Source organism: Mesorhizobium sp. Root552, from assembly GCF_001427285.1.
Lineage (GTDB): Bacteria > Pseudomonadota > Alphaproteobacteria > Rhizobiales > Rhizobiaceae > Mesorhizobium.
This window is the reverse complement of sequence record NZ_LMFV01000056.1, coordinates 124,985-142,636: the sequence shown is the minus strand read 5'-3', so window position 1 is coordinate 142,636 and position 17,652 is coordinate 124,985. Positions and strand designations below refer to the sequence as shown.

At 60.1% G+C, this 17,652-nt stretch carries 17 protein-coding genes; 13 read left to right on the top strand and 4 right to left on the bottom strand.

Going from position 1 to position 17,652, the window contains the following annotated elements; genetic code table 11:
- The first annotated feature begins 87 nt into the window (after positions 1 to 87).
- From bamA to lpxB, 6 genes are all read left to right on the top strand, one after another.
- On the top strand, positions 88 to 2,436 hold the full coding sequence (gene bamA, locus ASD50_RS18305) for an outer membrane protein assembly factor BamA (protein ID WP_056244278.1): 2,349 nt from the start codon (positions 88 to 90) through the stop codon (positions 2,434 to 2,436).
- A gap of 74 nt (positions 2,437 to 2,510) precedes the next feature.
- Positions 2,511 to 3,563 carry a UDP-3-O-(3-hydroxymyristoyl)glucosamine N-acyltransferase gene (lpxD, locus tag ASD50_RS18300; protein WP_056244275.1) on the top strand — a complete coding sequence of 351 codons (1,053 nt, stop codon included), beginning with the start codon at positions 2,511 to 2,513 and terminating at the stop codon, positions 3,561 to 3,563.
- The gene (fabZ, locus tag ASD50_RS18295; protein ID WP_056244274.1) at positions 3,556 to 4,020 is read left to right on the top strand and encodes a 3-hydroxyacyl-ACP dehydratase FabZ; all 465 of its coding nucleotides are present in this window, start codon (positions 3,556 to 3,558) and stop codon (positions 4,018 to 4,020) included. Before lpxD ends, fabZ begins: the two co-directional genes overlap by 8 nt.
- A gap of 13 nt (positions 4,021 to 4,033) precedes the next feature.
- The gene (lpxA, locus tag ASD50_RS18290) at positions 4,034 to 4,867 is read left to right on the top strand and encodes an acyl-ACP--UDP-N-acetylglucosamine O-acyltransferase (RefSeq protein WP_056244271.1); all 834 of its coding nucleotides are present in this window, start codon (positions 4,034 to 4,036) and stop codon (positions 4,865 to 4,867) included.
- Positions 4,854 to 5,753: an LpxI family protein gene (locus tag ASD50_RS18285; protein WP_056244268.1), complete on the top strand. Its 900-nt coding sequence runs from the start codon at positions 4,854 to 4,856 to the stop codon at positions 5,751 to 5,753. The genes lpxA and ASD50_RS18285 overlap by 14 nt, the downstream gene beginning before the upstream one ends.
- Positions 5,743 to 6,930, top strand: a complete 1,188-nt coding sequence (gene lpxB / locus ASD50_RS18280) for a lipid-A-disaccharide synthase (protein ID WP_056244265.1) — start codon at positions 5,743 to 5,745, stop codon at positions 6,928 to 6,930. The genes ASD50_RS18285 and lpxB overlap by 11 nt, the downstream gene beginning before the upstream one ends.
- 70 nt (positions 6,931 to 7,000) lie before the next feature.
- Here lpxB and rpmG read toward each other — a convergent pair whose 3' ends face one another.
- Together rpmG and ASD50_RS18270 are read right to left on the bottom strand one after the other, a co-directional pair.
- A complete protein-coding gene (gene rpmG / locus ASD50_RS18275) occupies positions 7,001 to 7,168 on the bottom strand; it encodes a 50S ribosomal protein L33 (RefSeq protein ID WP_006201775.1) in 168 nt (55 codons plus the stop codon).
- A 122-nt stretch (positions 7,169 to 7,290) separates the two neighbouring features.
- Positions 7,291 to 9,189, bottom strand: coding sequence for an LTA synthase family protein (locus ASD50_RS18270; protein ID WP_413813906.1), 1,899 nt, complete (start codon positions 9,187 to 9,189; stop codon positions 7,291 to 7,293).
- Between the two features lie 237 nt (positions 9,190 to 9,426).
- Between ASD50_RS18270 and fabD the strand changes: the two genes are divergently transcribed.
- From fabD to gmk, 7 genes are all read left to right on the top strand, one after another.
- The gene (gene fabD, locus ASD50_RS18265) at positions 9,427 to 10,368 is read left to right on the top strand and encodes an ACP S-malonyltransferase (protein WP_056244780.1); all 942 of its coding nucleotides are present in this window, start codon (positions 9,427 to 9,429) and stop codon (positions 10,366 to 10,368) included.
- Between the two features lie 53 nt (positions 10,369 to 10,421).
- Complete coding sequence (gene fabG, locus ASD50_RS18260; RefSeq protein WP_056244261.1) at positions 10,422 to 11,159, top strand: 3-oxoacyl-[acyl-carrier-protein] reductase; 738 nt, start codon at positions 10,422 to 10,424, stop codon at positions 11,157 to 11,159.
- 199 nt (positions 11,160 to 11,358) lie between these two features.
- Positions 11,359 to 11,595, top strand: coding sequence for an acyl carrier protein (locus ASD50_RS18255; protein ID WP_006203723.1), 237 nt, complete (start codon positions 11,359 to 11,361; stop codon positions 11,593 to 11,595).
- A gap of 34 nt (positions 11,596 to 11,629) precedes the next feature.
- Positions 11,630 to 12,892, top strand: coding sequence for a beta-ketoacyl-ACP synthase II (gene fabF, locus ASD50_RS18250; protein ID WP_056244256.1), 1,263 nt, complete (start codon positions 11,630 to 11,632; stop codon positions 12,890 to 12,892).
- A 108-nt stretch (positions 12,893 to 13,000) separates the two neighbouring features.
- On the top strand, positions 13,001 to 14,197 hold the full coding sequence (gene mltG / locus ASD50_RS18245) for an endolytic transglycosylase MltG (protein WP_056244252.1): 1,197 nt from the start codon (positions 13,001 to 13,003) through the stop codon (positions 14,195 to 14,197).
- A gap of 27 nt (positions 14,198 to 14,224) precedes the next feature.
- Positions 14,225 to 15,115, top strand: coding sequence for a YicC/YloC family endoribonuclease (locus ASD50_RS18240; protein WP_056244250.1), 891 nt, complete (start codon positions 14,225 to 14,227; stop codon positions 15,113 to 15,115).
- A 3-nt stretch (positions 15,116 to 15,118) separates the two neighbouring features.
- The gene (gene gmk / locus ASD50_RS18235; protein WP_056244247.1) at positions 15,119 to 15,775 is read left to right on the top strand and encodes a guanylate kinase; all 657 of its coding nucleotides are present in this window, start codon (positions 15,119 to 15,121) and stop codon (positions 15,773 to 15,775) included.
- Between the two features lie 27 nt (positions 15,776 to 15,802).
- Here gmk and rsmA read toward each other — a convergent pair whose 3' ends face one another.
- On the bottom strand, positions 15,803 to 16,624 hold the full coding sequence (gene rsmA, locus ASD50_RS18230; protein ID WP_056244244.1) for a 16S rRNA (adenine(1518)-N(6)/adenine(1519)-N(6))-dimethyltransferase RsmA: 822 nt from the start codon (positions 16,622 to 16,624) through the stop codon (positions 15,803 to 15,805).
- Positions 16,621 to 17,649: a 4-hydroxythreonine-4-phosphate dehydrogenase PdxA gene (gene pdxA, locus ASD50_RS18225; RefSeq protein WP_056244242.1), complete on the bottom strand. Its 1,029-nt coding sequence runs from the start codon at positions 17,647 to 17,649 to the stop codon at positions 16,621 to 16,623. The genes rsmA and pdxA overlap by 4 nt, the downstream gene beginning before the upstream one ends.
- Positions 17,650 to 17,652: the final 3 nt, after the last annotated feature.

The window sequence follows — 17,652 nt, the reverse complement described above, 5'->3', positions numbered from 1 at the left end:
GGGAAAATCCGGTTAATACGGTATGGGAATTTACCGCACGTCCGGTTTTCTCGCCGTGGGGACTACGAGAAAAGGTTATATAGCCCGATGAAGGCAGTATCCAAGTTTCTGAGCGCCGCGTCCGCGGCAGCTTTGTCTGCGGCGCTCGTTGTGCCCGGTGCTATCGTTGTGGAAATGGCCTCCATTTCCGCTGCCGAGGCCGCTGTTGTCAGCCGAGTTGAAGTGCGTGGAAATTCGCGCATCGATGCCGACACGATCCGCAACAATATCTCGATCAAGCCCGGTAAGGCGTTTTCCAGCGCCGACATCGACGAGGCCGTGAAGGCTTTGTTCGGCATGGGCCTGTTCTCCGATGTTCAGATCACACAGTCCGGCTCTGCGCTGGTTGTGACGGTTTCCGAGTATCAGGTCGTCAACCAGGTGCTGTTCCAGGGCAACAAGAAGCTCAAGGATGCAGCCCTTGCCAACGCCGTGCAGTTGAAGCCGCGCAGCTCCTATTCGCAGGCCGCGGTTGATGCCGACATCGAGTCCATCAAGGCGGCTTATGGCAATATCGGCCGCGATGACGCGACGGTGACCAGCCAGATCATGGATCTTGGTGACAACCGCGTGAACGTCGTTTTCAACATCAATGAAGGCGGCCGCACCAAGATCGCTGCCATCAACTTTGTCGGCAACAGCGCCTACAGCAGTCGTCGGCTTTCCGACGTCATCAACACCAAGCGCTCCAATTTCCTGTCGTTCGTGATGCGCGACGACGTGTTCAGCGAAGACAAACTCAAGGCTGACGAGGAACTGCTGCGCCGCTTCTATTACAATCACGGCTATGCAGATTTCCAGGTCGTTTCCGCCTTCGGGGAACTGGATGACGCAACCAACCAGTACACCGTCACCATCACGGTGGAGGAAGGCGCGCGCTACAAGTTCGGCGATGTCAGCGTGGACAGCTCGATTCCGGAAGTCGACAGCAAGTCGCTGGAGTCGCTGGTCGAGACACATACGGGCGACACTTATAATGCCCGTGATGTCGAAAACACCATTATCGCGCTGACCGAGCGCGTTGCCGGCCAGGGTTATGCCTTTGCCCAGGTGACGCCACGCGGCGACCGCAATTTCGAAAATCACACCATTTCGGTGATCTACACGATCGACCAGGGCACCAAGGCCTATGTCGAGCGCATCGAGATTCGTGGCAATGCCCGCACGCGCGACTATGTTATTCGTCGCGAGTTCGACGTCAGCGAAGGCGACGCCTTCAATCAGGTCCTGATTCAGCGCGCGAAGAAGCGTCTGGAAGCCTTGGATTACTTTGAGCGCGTCGAGATTTCGACGGCGCCGGGATCCGAACCGGATCAGGTCATCCTCGTGGTTGATGTGGTCGAGAAGTCGACCGGCGAATTCTCGATTGGCGCCGGCTACTCGACCGGCGGCGAATCGCCCGGCCCGTCCGTGCAGGGTTCGGTCACCGAGCGCAACTTCCTCGGTCGCGGCCAGTTCATTCGCTTCTCGGCTGGCGGTGGCAAGCACTCGCGCGACTATTCGTTCTCGTTTACGGAGCCTTATTTCCTCGGGCGTCGTATCGCTGCGGGATTCGATATCTCCAAGTCGACGCGCAACTTCGACAATCAGTATGACAGTGAGACGACCGCGGGAACGGTGCGTTTTGGTCTGCCCATTACCGAAAATATCTCGACGCAGCTCGCCTACAACCTCTCGCAAGAAGAATACAGTTACGATGAGGATTGCGCGGCGCCGTGCGGATTGTCTGTTGCGATTCAGGACGCAATCACCGCTGGCACATGGGTAAAGTCGTCGGTCAGCGGTAATTTGGTTTACAACACTATCGACGACATGAAGAACCCGCATTTTGGCATCTACGCCAATTTCGGCACCGAGGTTGCGGGCTTGGGCGGCGATGCGGAGTTCGTGAAATTCACAGCTCGCACCTCCATCTATCAGACTCTGTCGGAAGAAATGGATATCGTTGGCTTGGTTTCGGCAGGAGCCGGCCATATCCAGGGCTTTGGCGATAGTAGCCTTCGCGTATTCGACCACTTCCGCAGCAACGACCGCATGATCCGCGGCTTTGACTACAATGGCATTGGTCCTGTCGATACAGCTACGGGCGACCATCTCGGCGGCACAACCTACTTCAACGCTTCCGCCGAAGCGCAGTTCCCGATGCCGCTGGTTCCAGAAAGCTTTGGCCTTCGTGGCGCAGTATTTGCCGATGCCGCGACGCTTTATGGAAGCAAAGTTAGCGCGCCCGGCCTAGTGGTGGCTGGAGCCGATATGGAATGGCGTGCATCCGTCGGTGTTGGCTTGATGTGGGCGTCGCCGTTCGGTCCGCTGCGCATCGACTACGCTGTGCCTGTCGTGAAGGAAGCAACGGACGACGTGCAGGAATTCAACTTCGGCATCTCGACCCGCTTCTAAACAGTGGGTGACGACACTTCCGGGCAATTGCGCCCGGAATGGAGTGATCCGATCCAGCTGGATAGTGATCTGGAATGACCGACCCGGTGTTTTTTGTGCCGTCACGTCGCTACACGGCGAGTGAGGTAGCGACTCTCACCGGTTCGACGCTGAGCAATCCTGCCTATGCCGATACGCCTATCGAGACGATAGCTTCGGCCACCGATGGTGGCGACAAGGCGCTCGTGTTCGTCGAGGGCAAGCGCAACGCCGCACTGATGCCGGCGCTGCGGGCGGCAGCGGTGCTTTGTCCTGTAGAACTGGCGGAACAGGCGCCGACCGGGATTGCAGTTCTTGTCAATCCGAGGGCGCAGCAAGCGTTTGCCATGATCGGCCGCCTGCTTTTTCCAGCCGCATCGACGCCAGTACCCATGACGTCCGAACGAGGTGTGTCGCCGCAGGCGCATGTTGATCCAAGCGCAACGATCGAAGCGGGTGCGATTGTCGAGGCGGGCGCGGTCATCGGGCCGAATGTCGCCGTAGGTTCCGGCACGGTTATCGCACCCAATGCCGTCATCGGAATATCGTGCCGGATCGGACGCGATTCCTATATCGGCCCCGGCGTGACCATCCAGTATGCCCTGATCGGCAACCGCGTCATCGTCCACGGGGGCGCAAGGGTTGGCCAGGATGGGTTTGGCTTCGTTCCCGGCGCGAAAGGCCCCGAGCGCATGCCCCAGATCGGTCGCGTCGTGATCCAGGACGATGTCGAGGTCGGGGCGAACACCACGGTCGATCGCGGCGCCATGGCCGACACCATCATAGGCGAAGGCACCAAGATCGATAATCTGGTTCAGATCGCCCACAATGTGCGGATCGGCCGAGGCTGCGTCATCGCTGGCCAGTGCGGCATATCCGGCTCGGTTACGCTGGGCGACTTCGTCATGCTGGGCGGGCGCGTGGGCATCGCTGATCACATAACGGTCGGCGACCGTGTTCAGGTGGCCGCATCTTCGGGCTTGATGTACGACATTCCAGCGGGAGAGCGCTGGGCGGGGATGCCGGCGCAGCCAATGCGCGACTTCTTCCGGGAGTTGTCGGCGATCCGGGCCTTTACCAAACATTCAAAGGGGGAGAAGAATGGCTGACGCCGCCGGCTCCACGCTTGAGACCGTCGAAATCCTCGAACTGATGAAGCTGTTGCCACATCGGTATCCGTTTCTGATGATCGACAGGATCGTGGAAATAGACAGCGACGATTCAGCCGTCGGTGTTAAGAATGTCACCATCAACGAACCGCACTTCCAGGGCCATTTCCCGGACCAGCCGGTGATGCCGGGCGTACTGATCGTGGAGGCGATGGCGCAGACAGCCGGCGCGATCTGCATTCGCCTTGTCGGCGCGTCGAAGCCGTCTTTGGTGTATTTCCTCACCATCGACAATGCGAAATTCCGCAAGCCCGTTGTTCCGGGCGACCAGTTGCGTATTCACGTCAAGAAAATTAAGAAGCGGGGAAATCTTCTCAAATTTGCCTGCGAAGGCCTTGTCGATGGCGCAAAGGTCGCAGAAGCCGAAATCTCCGCCATGATGGTCGAGAACGGCTAGAATTCAGGTGCCTATGGAAAACCAGACAGTCATTCATCCTTCGGCGGTTGTCGAACCGGGTGCGCGCCTTGGAACAGGGGTCCGCGTCGGTCCGTTCTGCTACGTCAACGCCGATGCAACGCTCGGCGACAACGTCGAACTGATCAGCCATGTGTCTGTTCTAGGCGCAACGACGATCGGTGCGTCGAGTAAGGTTTTCCCGATGGCAATCCTCGGTGCTGCGCCGCAGAACGCCAAGCACAAGGGCGGTCGCACAACGCTTGTCATTGGCGCGAACTGCACCATTCGCGAAGGCGTGACGATGCACACAGGCACCGACACCAGCCTCGGCACGACGGTGGTTGGCGAGAATGGCAACTTCCTTGCCTATGCCCATATCGCCCACGACTGTGTCGTTGGAAAAAATGCCACCTTCGCAAATGGCGCTACCTTGGGTGGACACTGCGAGATCGGCGACAACGTCAACATCGGTGGATTGACGGCAGTGCACCAGTTCGTGCGCGTGGGCGACAACGCATTCCTCGGCGGTTGCTCGGCTGTCGTGGGCGATGTCATTCCTTATGCGATCGCCGTCGGCAACCGCGCCAAGCTGCGCGGGCTGAACATCATCGGTTTGAAGCGGGCAGGCCTGCCACGTTCTGAAATCCACCTGCTGCGCAAGTGCTACAACACAATCTTCGACCGCACTCATGCAGTGGGCGAAAACATTGAAGTGGCCAAGGCCGAGTTCGCGGCTTCGCCGATTGCCATGAAGATCATCGAGTTCATCACTAGCCGTGGCAAACGGCACTATGCGGTGCCGCCGCTCAAGGGCGGGGCCGGCGACGGACCCGATGACGAGGACTGATAGTCCGCCGGGACTTCAGCTTGGCCCCGGTTCCAGGGTCGGCATCGTTGCCGGCGGTGGAAACCTTCCCGTCAGTATCGCCGCTCATCTTGATGAGAACGGTCATCAGCCGTTCGTGGTGGTGTTGGAAGGCGAAGCGGACCCTACCGGACCGCTAGGCAAGTATCCCCACGAACAAATGCGTCTTGAAGAGATCGGCAGTCTGGTTCCGCGGCTAAAGCGCAACAACGTCACGCACATGGTGATGGCCGGCGAGGTGAAGCGCAGGCCGCGTCTGTCGGCAATCCGGTGGAATGCCGGCCTTTTGGCAATGTTGCCTCATATCGTGCTCGGTCTTACGCGCGGCGACGATGCGCTATTGCGGGTGGCGCTACGATACCTGGAGCGGCAAGGCACCAAGGTGGTCGGCGCGCACGAACTCGTGCCGGAGCTGATTGCTTCCGAGGGTTGTTTTACCAAGACCTCTCCCCAGAAGGCGGATTGGCGCGATATCAAGGCCGCCTATGAGGCCGCGGAGGCTATCGGCGCGCTCGACATCGGCCAGGGCGCGGTCGCGATAGGCGGGCGTGCTATCGCGCTTGAAGGCATTGAGGGCACCGATGGCCTGCTCGACCGGGTAAAAGGCCTGCGCGGTCACGGGCGGCTGGCGGGCAAGACCAGGGGCGTTCTGGTCAAGTGCGCCAAGCCGGGGCAAGAGATGCGCACGGATCTCCCTTCGATCGGGCCGCAAACTGTGGATGGTGCACATGCCGCGGGCCTGGCCGGGATCGCGGTACAAGCAGGGCACTCGCTTGTGCTCGACGGGCCGGAAATGGTCAGGCGGGCGAATGCGCTTGGCATTTTCGTGATCGGCCTGCGGGCAGGGGAGCCGCAAGATGGCAACTGAACGCCCGTTGAAGATTGCCGTTATCGCGGGCGAAGAATCCGGGGACTTGCTTGGCGCGGACCTGGTGCGCGCCTTGTCGAAGGCCACCGGGCGGGAAGTGCGCCTGGTTGGCGTGGGCGGCCGGCATCTGGAAGCTCTTGGGCTCTCATCGCTGTTCGACGCCAATGAGATTGCATTGATGGGCGTCAGCGCCGTGCTGCGTGGATTGCCGCGCCTGATGATGCGCATAGGGCAGGCGGCAAAGGCGATCGTGGCTGAAGCGCCGGATTGCCTTGTCACTATAGATAGCCCTGACTTTTCGTTGCGGGTTGCCAAAAGGGTGCGGTCGGCAGCGCCCGATATGCCGATCATCCACTATGTCTGCCCCAGCGTGTGGGCATGGCGGCCCGGCAGAGCCGTTACAATGGCCCAGTTCGTGGACCATATTCTGTGCATCCTGCCCTTCGAAGTCGAGGCGCTGAAACGCCTCAAAGGGCCAAACGGCACCTATGTCGGCCATCGTTTGACTCACGAGGCTGGAGTCTTGAAAGCCGCCGAAGCACAAGCCGCGCCTCGAGACCTGTCGAACGACCGCGTGAAGACCTTGCTGTTGCTGCCGGGCTCGCGCAACGGCGAGGTAAGCCGGTTGCTTGAGCCGTTCGGCAAAACGGTCTCGATCCTCAAGGCGCGCGGCCATCGCCTGCGGTTGATATTGCCGACCGTGCCACATGTTCAAGAGCAGGTGCGCCAGCGGGTTTCCGCGTGGGACCAGCAGCCCGAGATCGTTATCGAGCCTGATCGGAAATGGCAGGCGTATGGACGTGCGGACGCCGCGCTGATTGCTTCCGGGACCGTCTCGCTGGAACTGGCCCTTTCGGGCGTTCCGATGATGTCGACCTATAAGCTGGATGCCGGTGGGCGTGTCCTGCAAAAATTCGTGCCCATTTGGTCGGGGCTGCTGCCCAACCTGATCGCGGATCGCCCGGTCGTGCCGGAAGTGTACAACGAGTATGTTCGCCCGCAGTCGCTCGCCCGCTACATCGAGGCGCTGTGGTCGGATAGCGGCATGCGGCATTGGCAGGTTGCGGGATTTGAGGAAGTCAGGCGGCGCATGCGCACTGATCGCCCGGCCGGCGAACTGGCCGCCGATGTGGTGCTGAAGGCCATTCGCAAGAAGGCCGTTGGAAAATCTGTCTAGGCGGCTCTAGAATCAAAAACCCCGGCTCGAAGCCGGGGTTTGGAAACATCAGCACCACTGAAACCAGTGATTACTTGATCTTGGTTTCCTTGAATTCGACGTGCTTCTTGGCAACCGGGTCGTACTTGCGGAACGAAAGCTTGTCCGTCTTGGTACGGCTGTTCTTGCTGGTTACGTAGAAGAAACCGGTGTCGGCGGTCGACAAGAGCTTGATCTTGATATTCGCGGCTTTAGCCATGATTTCTATCCGTTAGTATTCTTGGGGTTGAGCCGCAACTGCATGGGCCTTTGCCCCGACGCGGAAACTTGGCGCGACACATAAAGATTGCGCCTGAAAAGTCAAGCCTTCGGCACAATGCCTCAACTCGTGTGGGCGACCAGCTTGTTCACGGTTTCCGGGAAGAAGTCCGGCGCACCATGATGTTTGCCGAACATCATGTCGTATTGCAGGTAACGATAATCGCGGACTGCCGGATCGATTTCCTTTTGCCTCGACCAATCGGGCGTGGCCTGGCCTGCGCCACTCAAAAGCAGATTGCGGTCGATCACGTCATACCGGTTGTTAAGGTCTTTCAGGAAACCGGTGTAGTAGGGGTGCGTGATGCCCGCAGCTTCAAACACGTGAAGCGGCAGGAACGACGGGCTGACGGTGCCGATATTCTCAGCCGGGCCGGTGCGGTTCGACCAGACAACGAGCGGCGTTCCACGGTGGAGCTGCATGTTCTCCGCCGATTCTTTGCGTGGCGCCACGTTATCCTTGAGGAATCCCGTCTCGACATAAACCGGGCCGAGCGGCGGCAGGTGGTCTCCGAAAAAGGCGATAACGGTCGGGCGTTCGCGCTTGCTCGCCCAGTCGATAAGCCGCTGCAGGTTACGGTCGGCGTCGGCTGCTCCCTCCGCATAGCTTTGCAACGAATCGCGCGCCCACTGGCTGGTCTGCGCATTCACCTTGTGGGTGGCATCGCCGTAGCGGTTCGGCTCATACGGACCGTGGTTCTGAAGGCTGACGGCGAAGAAGAAGAAAGGATTTTCGGTCGCGTCCGCTTCACGCATGATCTCGTCGGTCATCGACTCGTCGGAAGCAAGCGGGCCTCGCTTCTTCATGTACGCAAGATTTTCCTCGGACTTGAACTCATCGAAACCGAACGCCGCGTAGACCGGCGTGCGGTTCCAGAACCAGTTCGTGCCCGGATGAATGGCGCGCGTTTCGTATCCTTCGCTGCGCAGGAACGTGGCCATCGACGGCACGCGCGCACGCACATATTGCTGGTATGGGATACTGCCGGCCGGCAGGAAGGCATTCGAAAAGCCGGTCAGGGCCTCGAACTCGACATTCGCCGTCATGCCGCCGAATTCCGGCGAAAACACCTCGCCGGACTGGAGCTTGCGCACGCTGGGGATCGGATCCGGAGTGATGGCGACGCCGGGCAGCTTGGTCGGGTCCCAAAAGGACTCGCTCATGACGATGATGATGTCGGGCTTCTCGTCTGGAAGCGAAGCAGCGACGGTCGGCTTCTGGATCGCAGCGATTGCCTTGTCGGAATAGTCCTTCGGCGCGGTGACATGCGCCATCGGAACATTCAGGGCGAAGGCGAGCGCAAAGCCGTTGCTGGCGTAGTTTTCCTTCTGGTCCCACATCATGGGGATGATTTGCAACCTGTCCCGCGTCCAGGAAAACGTCGCGTAGTCCATGAGCGAGACGAAGAAGGCAAGCAACGGCAGCGTGAGCAGCAAGCGGGCCGCGCGTCCCTTGTAGCTCATGGCCCAGACGCGCCGGCGCCATTGCCGCCAGACATAGACAAGCAAGGTGAGCCCGCCGACGATGCCAAGGGCCATTGCGATGCCTGTCAGCGGCCGTTCGCGCACCAGAAGCGGCATCAGCTCGAAAATCTGGCGGGCGTAAAGGAAATCAGTCGGGTAGAGCGGGTCGCCAAGATAAAGCGACTTCTGGTGCCCGACAAAGGCGAGCGTCAGGGTAAGCGGCGCAACCACCAGAAGTCCCTGGTAGATGCGGCCGAGCAGGGCATCGAGGCCAACAAGGATGAGTGCGAACAGGATGATGGTGGTCCAGCCCGGTTTGAACGGCTGGGCGAAGAAGGCGATGGTACCCCACAGGTCGCCGCGGAATATCCATTCGATAGCAAACACCAGGATGGCTGAAGCGAGCAGCGTAATTACGCCATAACGCATGCCCGCCATCGCTGCGCGAGGCTGGTCATCGCTTCTCGCCACAAGGGCGTATCGTCCACTTTTTGCCAACTCAACTTCCCCGGCCACACGCAGCGTCACGAAACTGTCACCTCATTGTCACGAAAAGCTAGAGCTTGTGGCAAAATTGGGAAGAGCCGGCGAACAAATCGTGTTTGATTTTAACGATGCGTGATCAAAAAAGCCTTGTGTCTATATGCGTTTGGCAGGTGCAGCTGCGCCAGGGCAGGCTTGACTTGAACTGCCGGGATGGGCGACACGCAAGGAAAGCAGGGACGGAGGCTGATCATGGCAATCGCATTCACTTTTCCAGGGCAGGGCAGCCAGGCCGTTGGCATGGGCAAGGATCTCGCCGATGCGTTTCCAGAAGCGCGCCGCGTTTTCGAAGAGGTTGACGAGGCGCTTGGCGAAAAGCTTTCGCGCCTGATGTGGGAAGGGCCGGAAGAGACGTTGACACTGACCGCCAATGCGCAGCCGGCGCTGATGGCTGTATCGCTTGCAGCGATCCGGGCGCTCGAGGCGCGGGGGTTCTCTTTGAAGGACAAGGTCGCGTATGTCGCGGGCCATTCGCTTGGCGAATATTCTGCACTCGCCGCAGCGGGCTTTGTGTCGGTGGCCGACGCCGCGCGGTTGTTGCGCATACGCGGCAACGCCATGCAGGCTGCGGTGGCGCCGGGCGAAGGGGCCATGGCTGCAATCATCGGTTTGGAACAGGCGGACGTGGAAGCCGCGTGTGCCGAAGCCGCGAACGGCTCGGTCTGCCAGATCGCGAACGACAATGGCGGTGGCCAGTTCGTCATCTCCGGAACGAAGGAAGCCGTTGAACGCGCAGCGAAAATCTGCACCGAGAAGGGCGCCAAGCGCGCCTTGATGCTACAGGTTTCGGCCCCTTTCCATTCGGCGCTTATGGCGCCGGCGGCTGGCGCGATGCGCGAGGCGCTGGCAAATGTGGCGAGACATGCTCCGGCCGTTCCGGTGGTTTCCAACGTATCGGTCGAGCCTACCAGCGACCCTGACGTGATAACCGCCCGGCTGATCGAACAGGTGACCGGGCGGGTCCGCTGGCGCGAAACCGTCGAATGGTTCGCAGGCAATGGCGTTTCGACCTTGTACGAGGTTGGCGCGGGAAAAGTGCTCTCCGGGCTGGCGCGGCGCATCAATCGTGATATCGCAGTGGGTGCCATCGGCACAGCCGCCGATGTCGATGCGGCCCTGGCAGCATTGGGCTGAGGCAATCCAATCGACCCCACCCGGGAAAAGGGTGCGCTCTTGAGGAGATGGGAATGTTTGATCTGACTGGCCGCAAGGCGCTGGTGACGGGTGCCACCGGCGGGATTGGTGAGGCGATTGCGCGTATCCTGCATGCCCAAGGCGCCATCGTTGGCCTGCATGGCACGCGCGTGGAAAAGCTGGAAACGCTGGCTGGCGAGCTTGGTGAGCGGGTAAAGCTGTTTCCGGCCAACCTCGCCGACCGTGACGAGGTCAAGGCGCTTGGCCAGAAGGCGGAAGCGGAACTGGAAGGCGTCGATATCCTCGTCAACAACGCAGGCATCACCAAGGATGGCCTGTTCGTGCGCATGTCCGACGCGGATTGGGACAGCGTGATCGACATCAATCTTTCCGCTGTTTTCCGACTAACGCGGGAGCTGACGCACCCGATGATGCGCCGTCGTCATGGCCGTATCATCAACATCACTTCCGTCGTCGGCGTTACCGGCAATCCGGGGCAGGCAAACTACTGTGCGTCGAAGGCAGGTATGATCGGCTTTTCCAAGTCGCTGGCGCAGGAAATCGCCACCCGCAGCATCACGGTCAACTGTGTTGCGCCGGGCTTTATTGAATCGGCCATGACCGACAAGCTGAACGACAAGCAGAAAGAAGCCATCATGGCGGCGATTCCCGCCAAGCGCATGGGGACCGGCGCGGAAGTGGCGTCGGCGGTGGCTTATCTCGCTTCGAATGAGGCGGCCTACATCACCGGCCAGACCATCCATGTGAATGGCGGCATGGCGATGATCTAGGATCGGTCCCACCCTTGGAGGCGGATTCGCCTTTTGCCTTGGACCGGCGGGGTTTTTCGTGTAACTGGCCCGCATCTTGATGGTTCGGGTAACAACCGGTTCGCCGGTGTGGAGTTTTCAGTAGAACCATCTTTCAGCTTGATTAGCGTCATTCCGACCGCTAACGAAGACAGACAAACTTGAAGACGAGGATGCCCAAATGAGTGACACCGCAGAGCGCGTCAAGAAGATCGTTATCGAGCATCTCGGCGTTGATGCCGACAAGGTAACGGAACAGGCGAGCTTCATCGATGACCTGGGCGCGGATAGCCTTGACACCGTCGAACTCGTCATGGCGTTCGAAGAAGAATTCGGCGTCGAGATCCCCGACGACGCAGCAGAGACGATCCTCACGGTCGGCGACGCCGTGAAGTACATCGACAAGGCATCGGCCTGATCTTCCCAGCGATAAACATCCGGAAGATTCTGCGATGAGGCGAGTGGTCGTCACAGGCCTCGGCCTGCTTTCTCCGTTTGGTATGGGCTACGAGCACGGTTGGAAGGAACTTCTGACCGGTCGTAGTGCTGCGCGGCGGGTTACCGAGTTCGAGGTTGACGATCTGCCTTGCAAGATCGCGCACATCATTCCTCGCGGCGATGGCACGAACGGGACATTCAATCCCGAAGCCGTGCTTGAACCGAAGGAACTGCGCAAGATCGGCGAATTCATCCTTTACGGAATTGCGGCCGCCGACGAAGCGCTGAAGGATTCCGGCTGGGAACCAAAGACGCCGGACGAGCAGTTCGCTAGCGGCGTGTTGATCGGTTCCGGCATAGGCGGCATCGAAGGCATCGCAGAAAATGCCATAACGCTCAAGGAGCGTGGCCCGCGCCGCATCAGCCCGTTCTTCATTCCAGGACAGATCATCAACCTGGTCTCGGGCCAGGTTTCGATTCGCCATGGCCTGAAAGGCCCGAACCATGCCGTCGTGACGGCTTGCTCCACCGGTGCGCATGCAATTGGTGACGCAGCCCGCCTGATCATGTGGGGCGATGCCGACGTGATGCTGGCAGGCGGCGCGGAAGCTCCCGTTACGCGCCTGTCGCTCGCGGGGTTTGCTGCTTGCCGTGCTCTATCGACGGAACGCAACGACACGCCGGAAGTTGCGTCGCGGCCTTATGACCGCGACCGCGACGGCTTTGTCATGGGCGAGGGCGCCGGCGTTGTCGTGCTTGAAGAATTGGAGCACGCCAAGGCGCGCGGCGCCAAGATCTATGCCGAAGTGACGGGCTACGGCCTGACGGGCGATGCTTACCACATCACCGCGCCGTCCGAGGATGGCGACGGCGCTTTCCGCTGCATGACGGCAGCACTCAAGCGCGCCAACCTGAAGCCCGCCGACATTGACTACATCAATGCGCACGGCACATCGACAATGGCCGACACGATCGAGCTGGGAGCTGTCGAACGGCTCGTCGGCAATGCGGCATCGAAGATTTCCATGTCGTCTACCAAGTCGTCAATCGGGCACTTGCTGGGAGCGGCTGGCGCTGCCGAAGCGATCTTCTCGATCCTAGCGATCCGGGACAACATCGCGCCTGCCACGATCAATTTGCAGAACCCCGAACGGGAAACCGCAATCGATTTGGTGCCGAACAAGCCCCGCGCCCGGCAGATTGACGTGGCCTTGTCGAACTCGTTCGGCTTCGGTGGAACCAACGCTTCGCTCGTTTTCCAGCGCTATAATGGCTGACAAGCCGGCCGGAATTGCCTCCGGTGAAGCTGGAATGTTGCCAATTTTGCCATATTCGCTCCTACTGTGCAGGAGGGGATTCGTCGCGACATCAAATTGTAGGGTGCAATGAACACCAATCCTGGGGGTAACGGGGAGTTTGGCCAGCGGCCGGCACCGGCAGGTCCGATCGTGCCCAAGACCGCTAACGAGGCTCTGCGCCCCGAAGCCGGAACGCCGCCGCCGAAGCGCTCGCGCGCATCGCGCAGCCAGGTCGTCGTTTTCATGAATTTCCTCGTGACGCTGGTGCTTCTGGTGATCGTCGGGGCCGGCCTCGCTCTTTACTTTGGCAAGCAAGCCTTCAATGAGCCGGGTCCATCGGCGAATGCGGACACGTTCCTCGTCAAACCGAACACGGGTGTCCAGGAGATTGCCGATCAACTCGAGCGGCGAGGGCTTATCAGCGATGCGCGCATATTTCGCCTTGGTGTCCGTGCCTACGATAACGACCAGTCGCTGAAGGCAGGCGAATACGAGATCAAGCCGCAAGCCTCGATGCATGAAATCATGGAACTGCTGAAAAGCGGCAAGTCGGTCATGTATTCGCTGACGGTTCCTGAAGGTATGACGGTCGAACAGGCTTTCCAGCGGGTGGCATCACAGGAGGCTTTGACTGGCGACATGCCGACTACCCTTCCGACAGAGGGGAGCCTCGCAGCCGATACGTTGCGCTTCACGCGCGGTGCAACGCGCCAGCAGATGATCGACAAACTGCTTGCCGACCAGAAGGAACTGGTGGCTGAAGTCTGGGCCCGCCGTTCTCCGGATTTGCCGCTCGCAAATGAGCAGGAATTCGTCACCCTGGCTTCGATCGTGGAGAAGGAAACCTCCAAAAGCACCGAGCGCTCGCGGATCGCCAGCGTGTTCCTGAACCGGCTTGCCAAGGGTATGCGGCTGCAATCCGATCCGACGATCATCTACGGTTTGTTCGGCGGCAAGGGAAAGCCGGTTGACCGGCCAATCTATCAGTCCGACATAGATAAGCCGACGCCGTATAACACATACACTATCAATGGTTTGCCACCGACTCCTATTGCAAATCCGGGCCGCGCCGCGCTTGAAGCTGTGGCCAATCCGTCGAAGACCGATGATCTTTATTTCGTCGCGGACGGCACTGGCGGGCACGTATTCGCCGCCACCTTGGACGAGCATAACGAGAACGTGGCACGCTATCGCGCATTCCAGAAAAAGCAGGCGGAGGAGGCGGCCAAGACTGGCGCCCAGCAGCCCGCGACTGGGACTGATGGAGCCGCGCCTGCACAATAGCGGGGCGTTTGCGGCCGGGGGACTGCAATGAATCTGCAAAGCATGACCGGGTTTTCACGCGCCATTGCCGAACACGACGGCAATGCGGTTGCGTGGGAGGTCAAGTCCGTCAACGGCAAGAGCGCCGAGGTTCGGCTGCGTATGCCTCCGGGCTTCGAACGGATCGAGGTATCGGTGCGCCAAGCCGTCCAGAGGCGCTTTGCGCGCGGCAGCTTTCAGGCAACTCTCACCCTCACGCGGCCCTCTGGCATGCAGTCTCAACCCGTCGTCAACGAGGCCTTTTTGAAGGATGTGGCCGGTTTGGCAAAGCGGCTGCAAGAGCAGTTCGGCATCGCGCCGGCCAGTGCTGACGGCTTGCTTTCCTTGCGCGGTGTTCTGGATGTTCCAGAGGTGACCGAGACGGAAGACATGCGCGCTGCCCTCGACGCGGTGATCCATGCAACGCTGGACGTAGCGCTGGTCAACCTTCAGCAGGCCCGGCAAGCCGAAGGCGAAGCACTTCGCTCGCTCCTGGCAGGTCACCTAAGCTCGATCGAAGCACTGACGCTGCGGGCAGAAGCAGATCCCTCCCGCGAGCCCGCTGCAATCCGGTCAAGGATCACCGAGCAGGTCAAGCTCCTGCTGGACCCGGGCGCCAACCTGGACGAAGCCCGGCTCTACCAGGAGGCTGCATTCCTGGCGACCAAGGCGGACATCCGCGAGGAGATTGATCGGCTGAAAACGCACGTCGTGTCTGGCCGCTCATTGCTCGATGCCGGCGGCGCCGTTGGCCGAAAGCTTGATTTTCTGGCGCAGGAATTCAATCGCGAATCGAATACGTTGTGCTCGAAATCGAACGCAGCCGCCGTCACCGCCATTGGGCTGGAGTTGAAGGCAGTCGTCGATCAGTTTCGCGAACAGGTCCAGAATCTGGAGTAACAGATGCCCGCCAAAGATGCCGGCTCCCGCATCCGCCGCCGTGGCTTGATGCTTGTACTGTCGTCGCCGTCCGGCGCAGGCAAATCCACAATCGCGCGCAACCTTATCGAGAGCGACCCGGAGTTCGAGCTTTCGGTTAGCGTGACGACGAGGCCAAGGCGCGGCAGTGAAATCGAGGGCCAGCACTACCATTTCAGATCCAGGCGAGACTTCGAAATCCTGCGAGACAATGATGAATTGCTGGAATGGGCCGAAGTACATGGCAATTTCTACGCGACGCCGCGCGAGCCTGCCGAAAGGGCGATGGCCGAAGGGCGGGACATGCTGTTCGACATCGACTGGCAAGGCGCCAAGCAACTGAAGGAAAAGGTGCGCGGCGACATTGTTTCAATTTTCATTTTGCCGCCTTCGATGAAGGAATTGAAGGCACGGCTGAAGCGGCGGGCTGAGGATCAGGAAGCCGTGATTGAAACGCGGCTGAAAAATGCACGCACGGAAATCGAACATTGGACCGAATACGATTTCGTCGTCATCAATGACGACCTCGATCGCGCCTTTTCCGAAGTCAGATCAATCGTGACGGCGGAGCGGCTGCGCCGCGACAGGCGGCCGGGCCTTTTCGATTTCGTTTCCGGTCTGCTCGACGAGAGTACCGACTGACCTGTTCGCGAGAACAGACCGTCGCGCCTAGATCGCGTTCGTCAGGTTGACGAACTCTTCGACGCTCAGTGTCTCGGCCCTTCGAGTGGCATCGATGCCCACGGCTTGCAGCAAGGCCTCTCCGCCAAGGCTTTTCAGGCTTTGCCGCAGCATCTTGCGACGCTGGCCGAAGGCTGCTTCCGTAACGCGGCCGAGCTTCTTCACGTCGGCATCGAGTGGTTGCGCTCGCGGCACGAGATGCACGACGGACGAGGTGACTTTCGGTGGCGGCGTGAAAGCCTGCGGCGGAACGTCGAACGAAATCCTGGCATCCGTTCGCCAACCGGCCAGAACGCCCAGCCTGCCATATGCCTCGCTGCCCGGTGAGGCGACGATGCGTTGTGCGACCTCGCGTTGGAACATCAGTGTCATCGATGTGTAGAAGGGCGGCCATTTGGGAACAGTCAGCCAGCGCACAAGCAGTTCCGTACCGATATTGTACGGCAGGTTGGCGACGATCTTGGCCGGCTCGCCCACCAGCCGGCTGAAATCGGTCTTAAGGGCATCCCCGGACACAATTTCCAACCGCCCCGGGTAGTGGGCCGATACCTCAGCCAACGCAGGAAGGCAGCGCTCGTCGCGTTCAATGGCAACGACGCGCTGTGCGCCGTTTGCCAGCAGCGCCCGCGTCAGACCCCCGGGACCAGGCCCGACTTCGATGACCGTCGTCTGGGTGAGATCGCCTGCAGCACGTGCGATTTTTCCGGTCAGGTTGAGGTCTAGCAGAAAATTTTGCCCAAGTGCCTTCTTCGCCTGAAGGCCGTGACGGTCGATGACCTCACGCAGAGGCGGCAGGCCATCCAGACTCATTGGCGTTCGTTCGCACTGATGGTGCTGGCCAACTGGCTGGCAAGTTTCAGTGCGGAAATCAAACTGTCCGGCCTTGCGATGCCTTTGCCGGCAATGTCGAACGCCGTGCCGTGATCTGGCGACGTGCGAATGAAAGGAAGTCCAAGCGTGACATTGACCGCTTCATCGAACGCCAGCGCCTTAGCCGGGATCAGTGCCTGATCGTGATACATGCACAGTGCAGCGTCATAGCCTGCGCGGGCGCGGGGATGAAACATCGTGTCGGCAGGCAGCGGCCCGAAGGCATCGATGCCGTCAGCGCGCAAAGCGGTGACAGCCGGTAAAACGATATCCTTGTCTTCCGCGCCCATTGAGCCGCCTTCGCCGGCATGCGGGTTGAGTCCCGAGATGGCGAGGCGCGGCTTTTTGATGCCGAAGCGATCGCGCAGGTCGGCAGCCGTTATGCGTGCTGTGGATACGATCAACTCGGTTGTCAGTACCTGAGGCACTTGCGAAAGCGGGATATGGATAGTCACGGGAACGGTGCGCAGGTCAGGGCCTGCCAGCATCATCACTGGCATGACCGGCTTGCCGATGCGCTGCGATGCGATGTGCGCGAGGTATTCGGTGTGGCCGGGAAAGCGAAATCCGGCGTCGTAAAGCGGCTTCTTGGCAATGGGACAGGTTACGATTGCGGCTGCCTTGCCGTGAAAGCAGTCGTCAACAGCCCGATCGATCGCCTCGATCACCCCCTTGGCGTTGGTGCTGTCGGGAGTGCCGGGTTGGTCACTGAAACGACAGGAAAGGGAAACGACAGGCAGGCTGGACGAAAACAGATCGCAAGCCCGTGAAGGCTCGGTTTCCGATAGCGGGATATCGGCGCCCAGCATTCGCGCGCGTGAAGTGATCAGGGCTGGGTCGGCGAGAAGATAGAACGGAGGGATACCGTTGCGTTGCCGGATTTGCCACGCTGCAATAGCAATTTCCGGACCTATACCCGACGGATCGCCGATACTGACGGCAAGCGGAACGCCAATTTTTTCCATGTT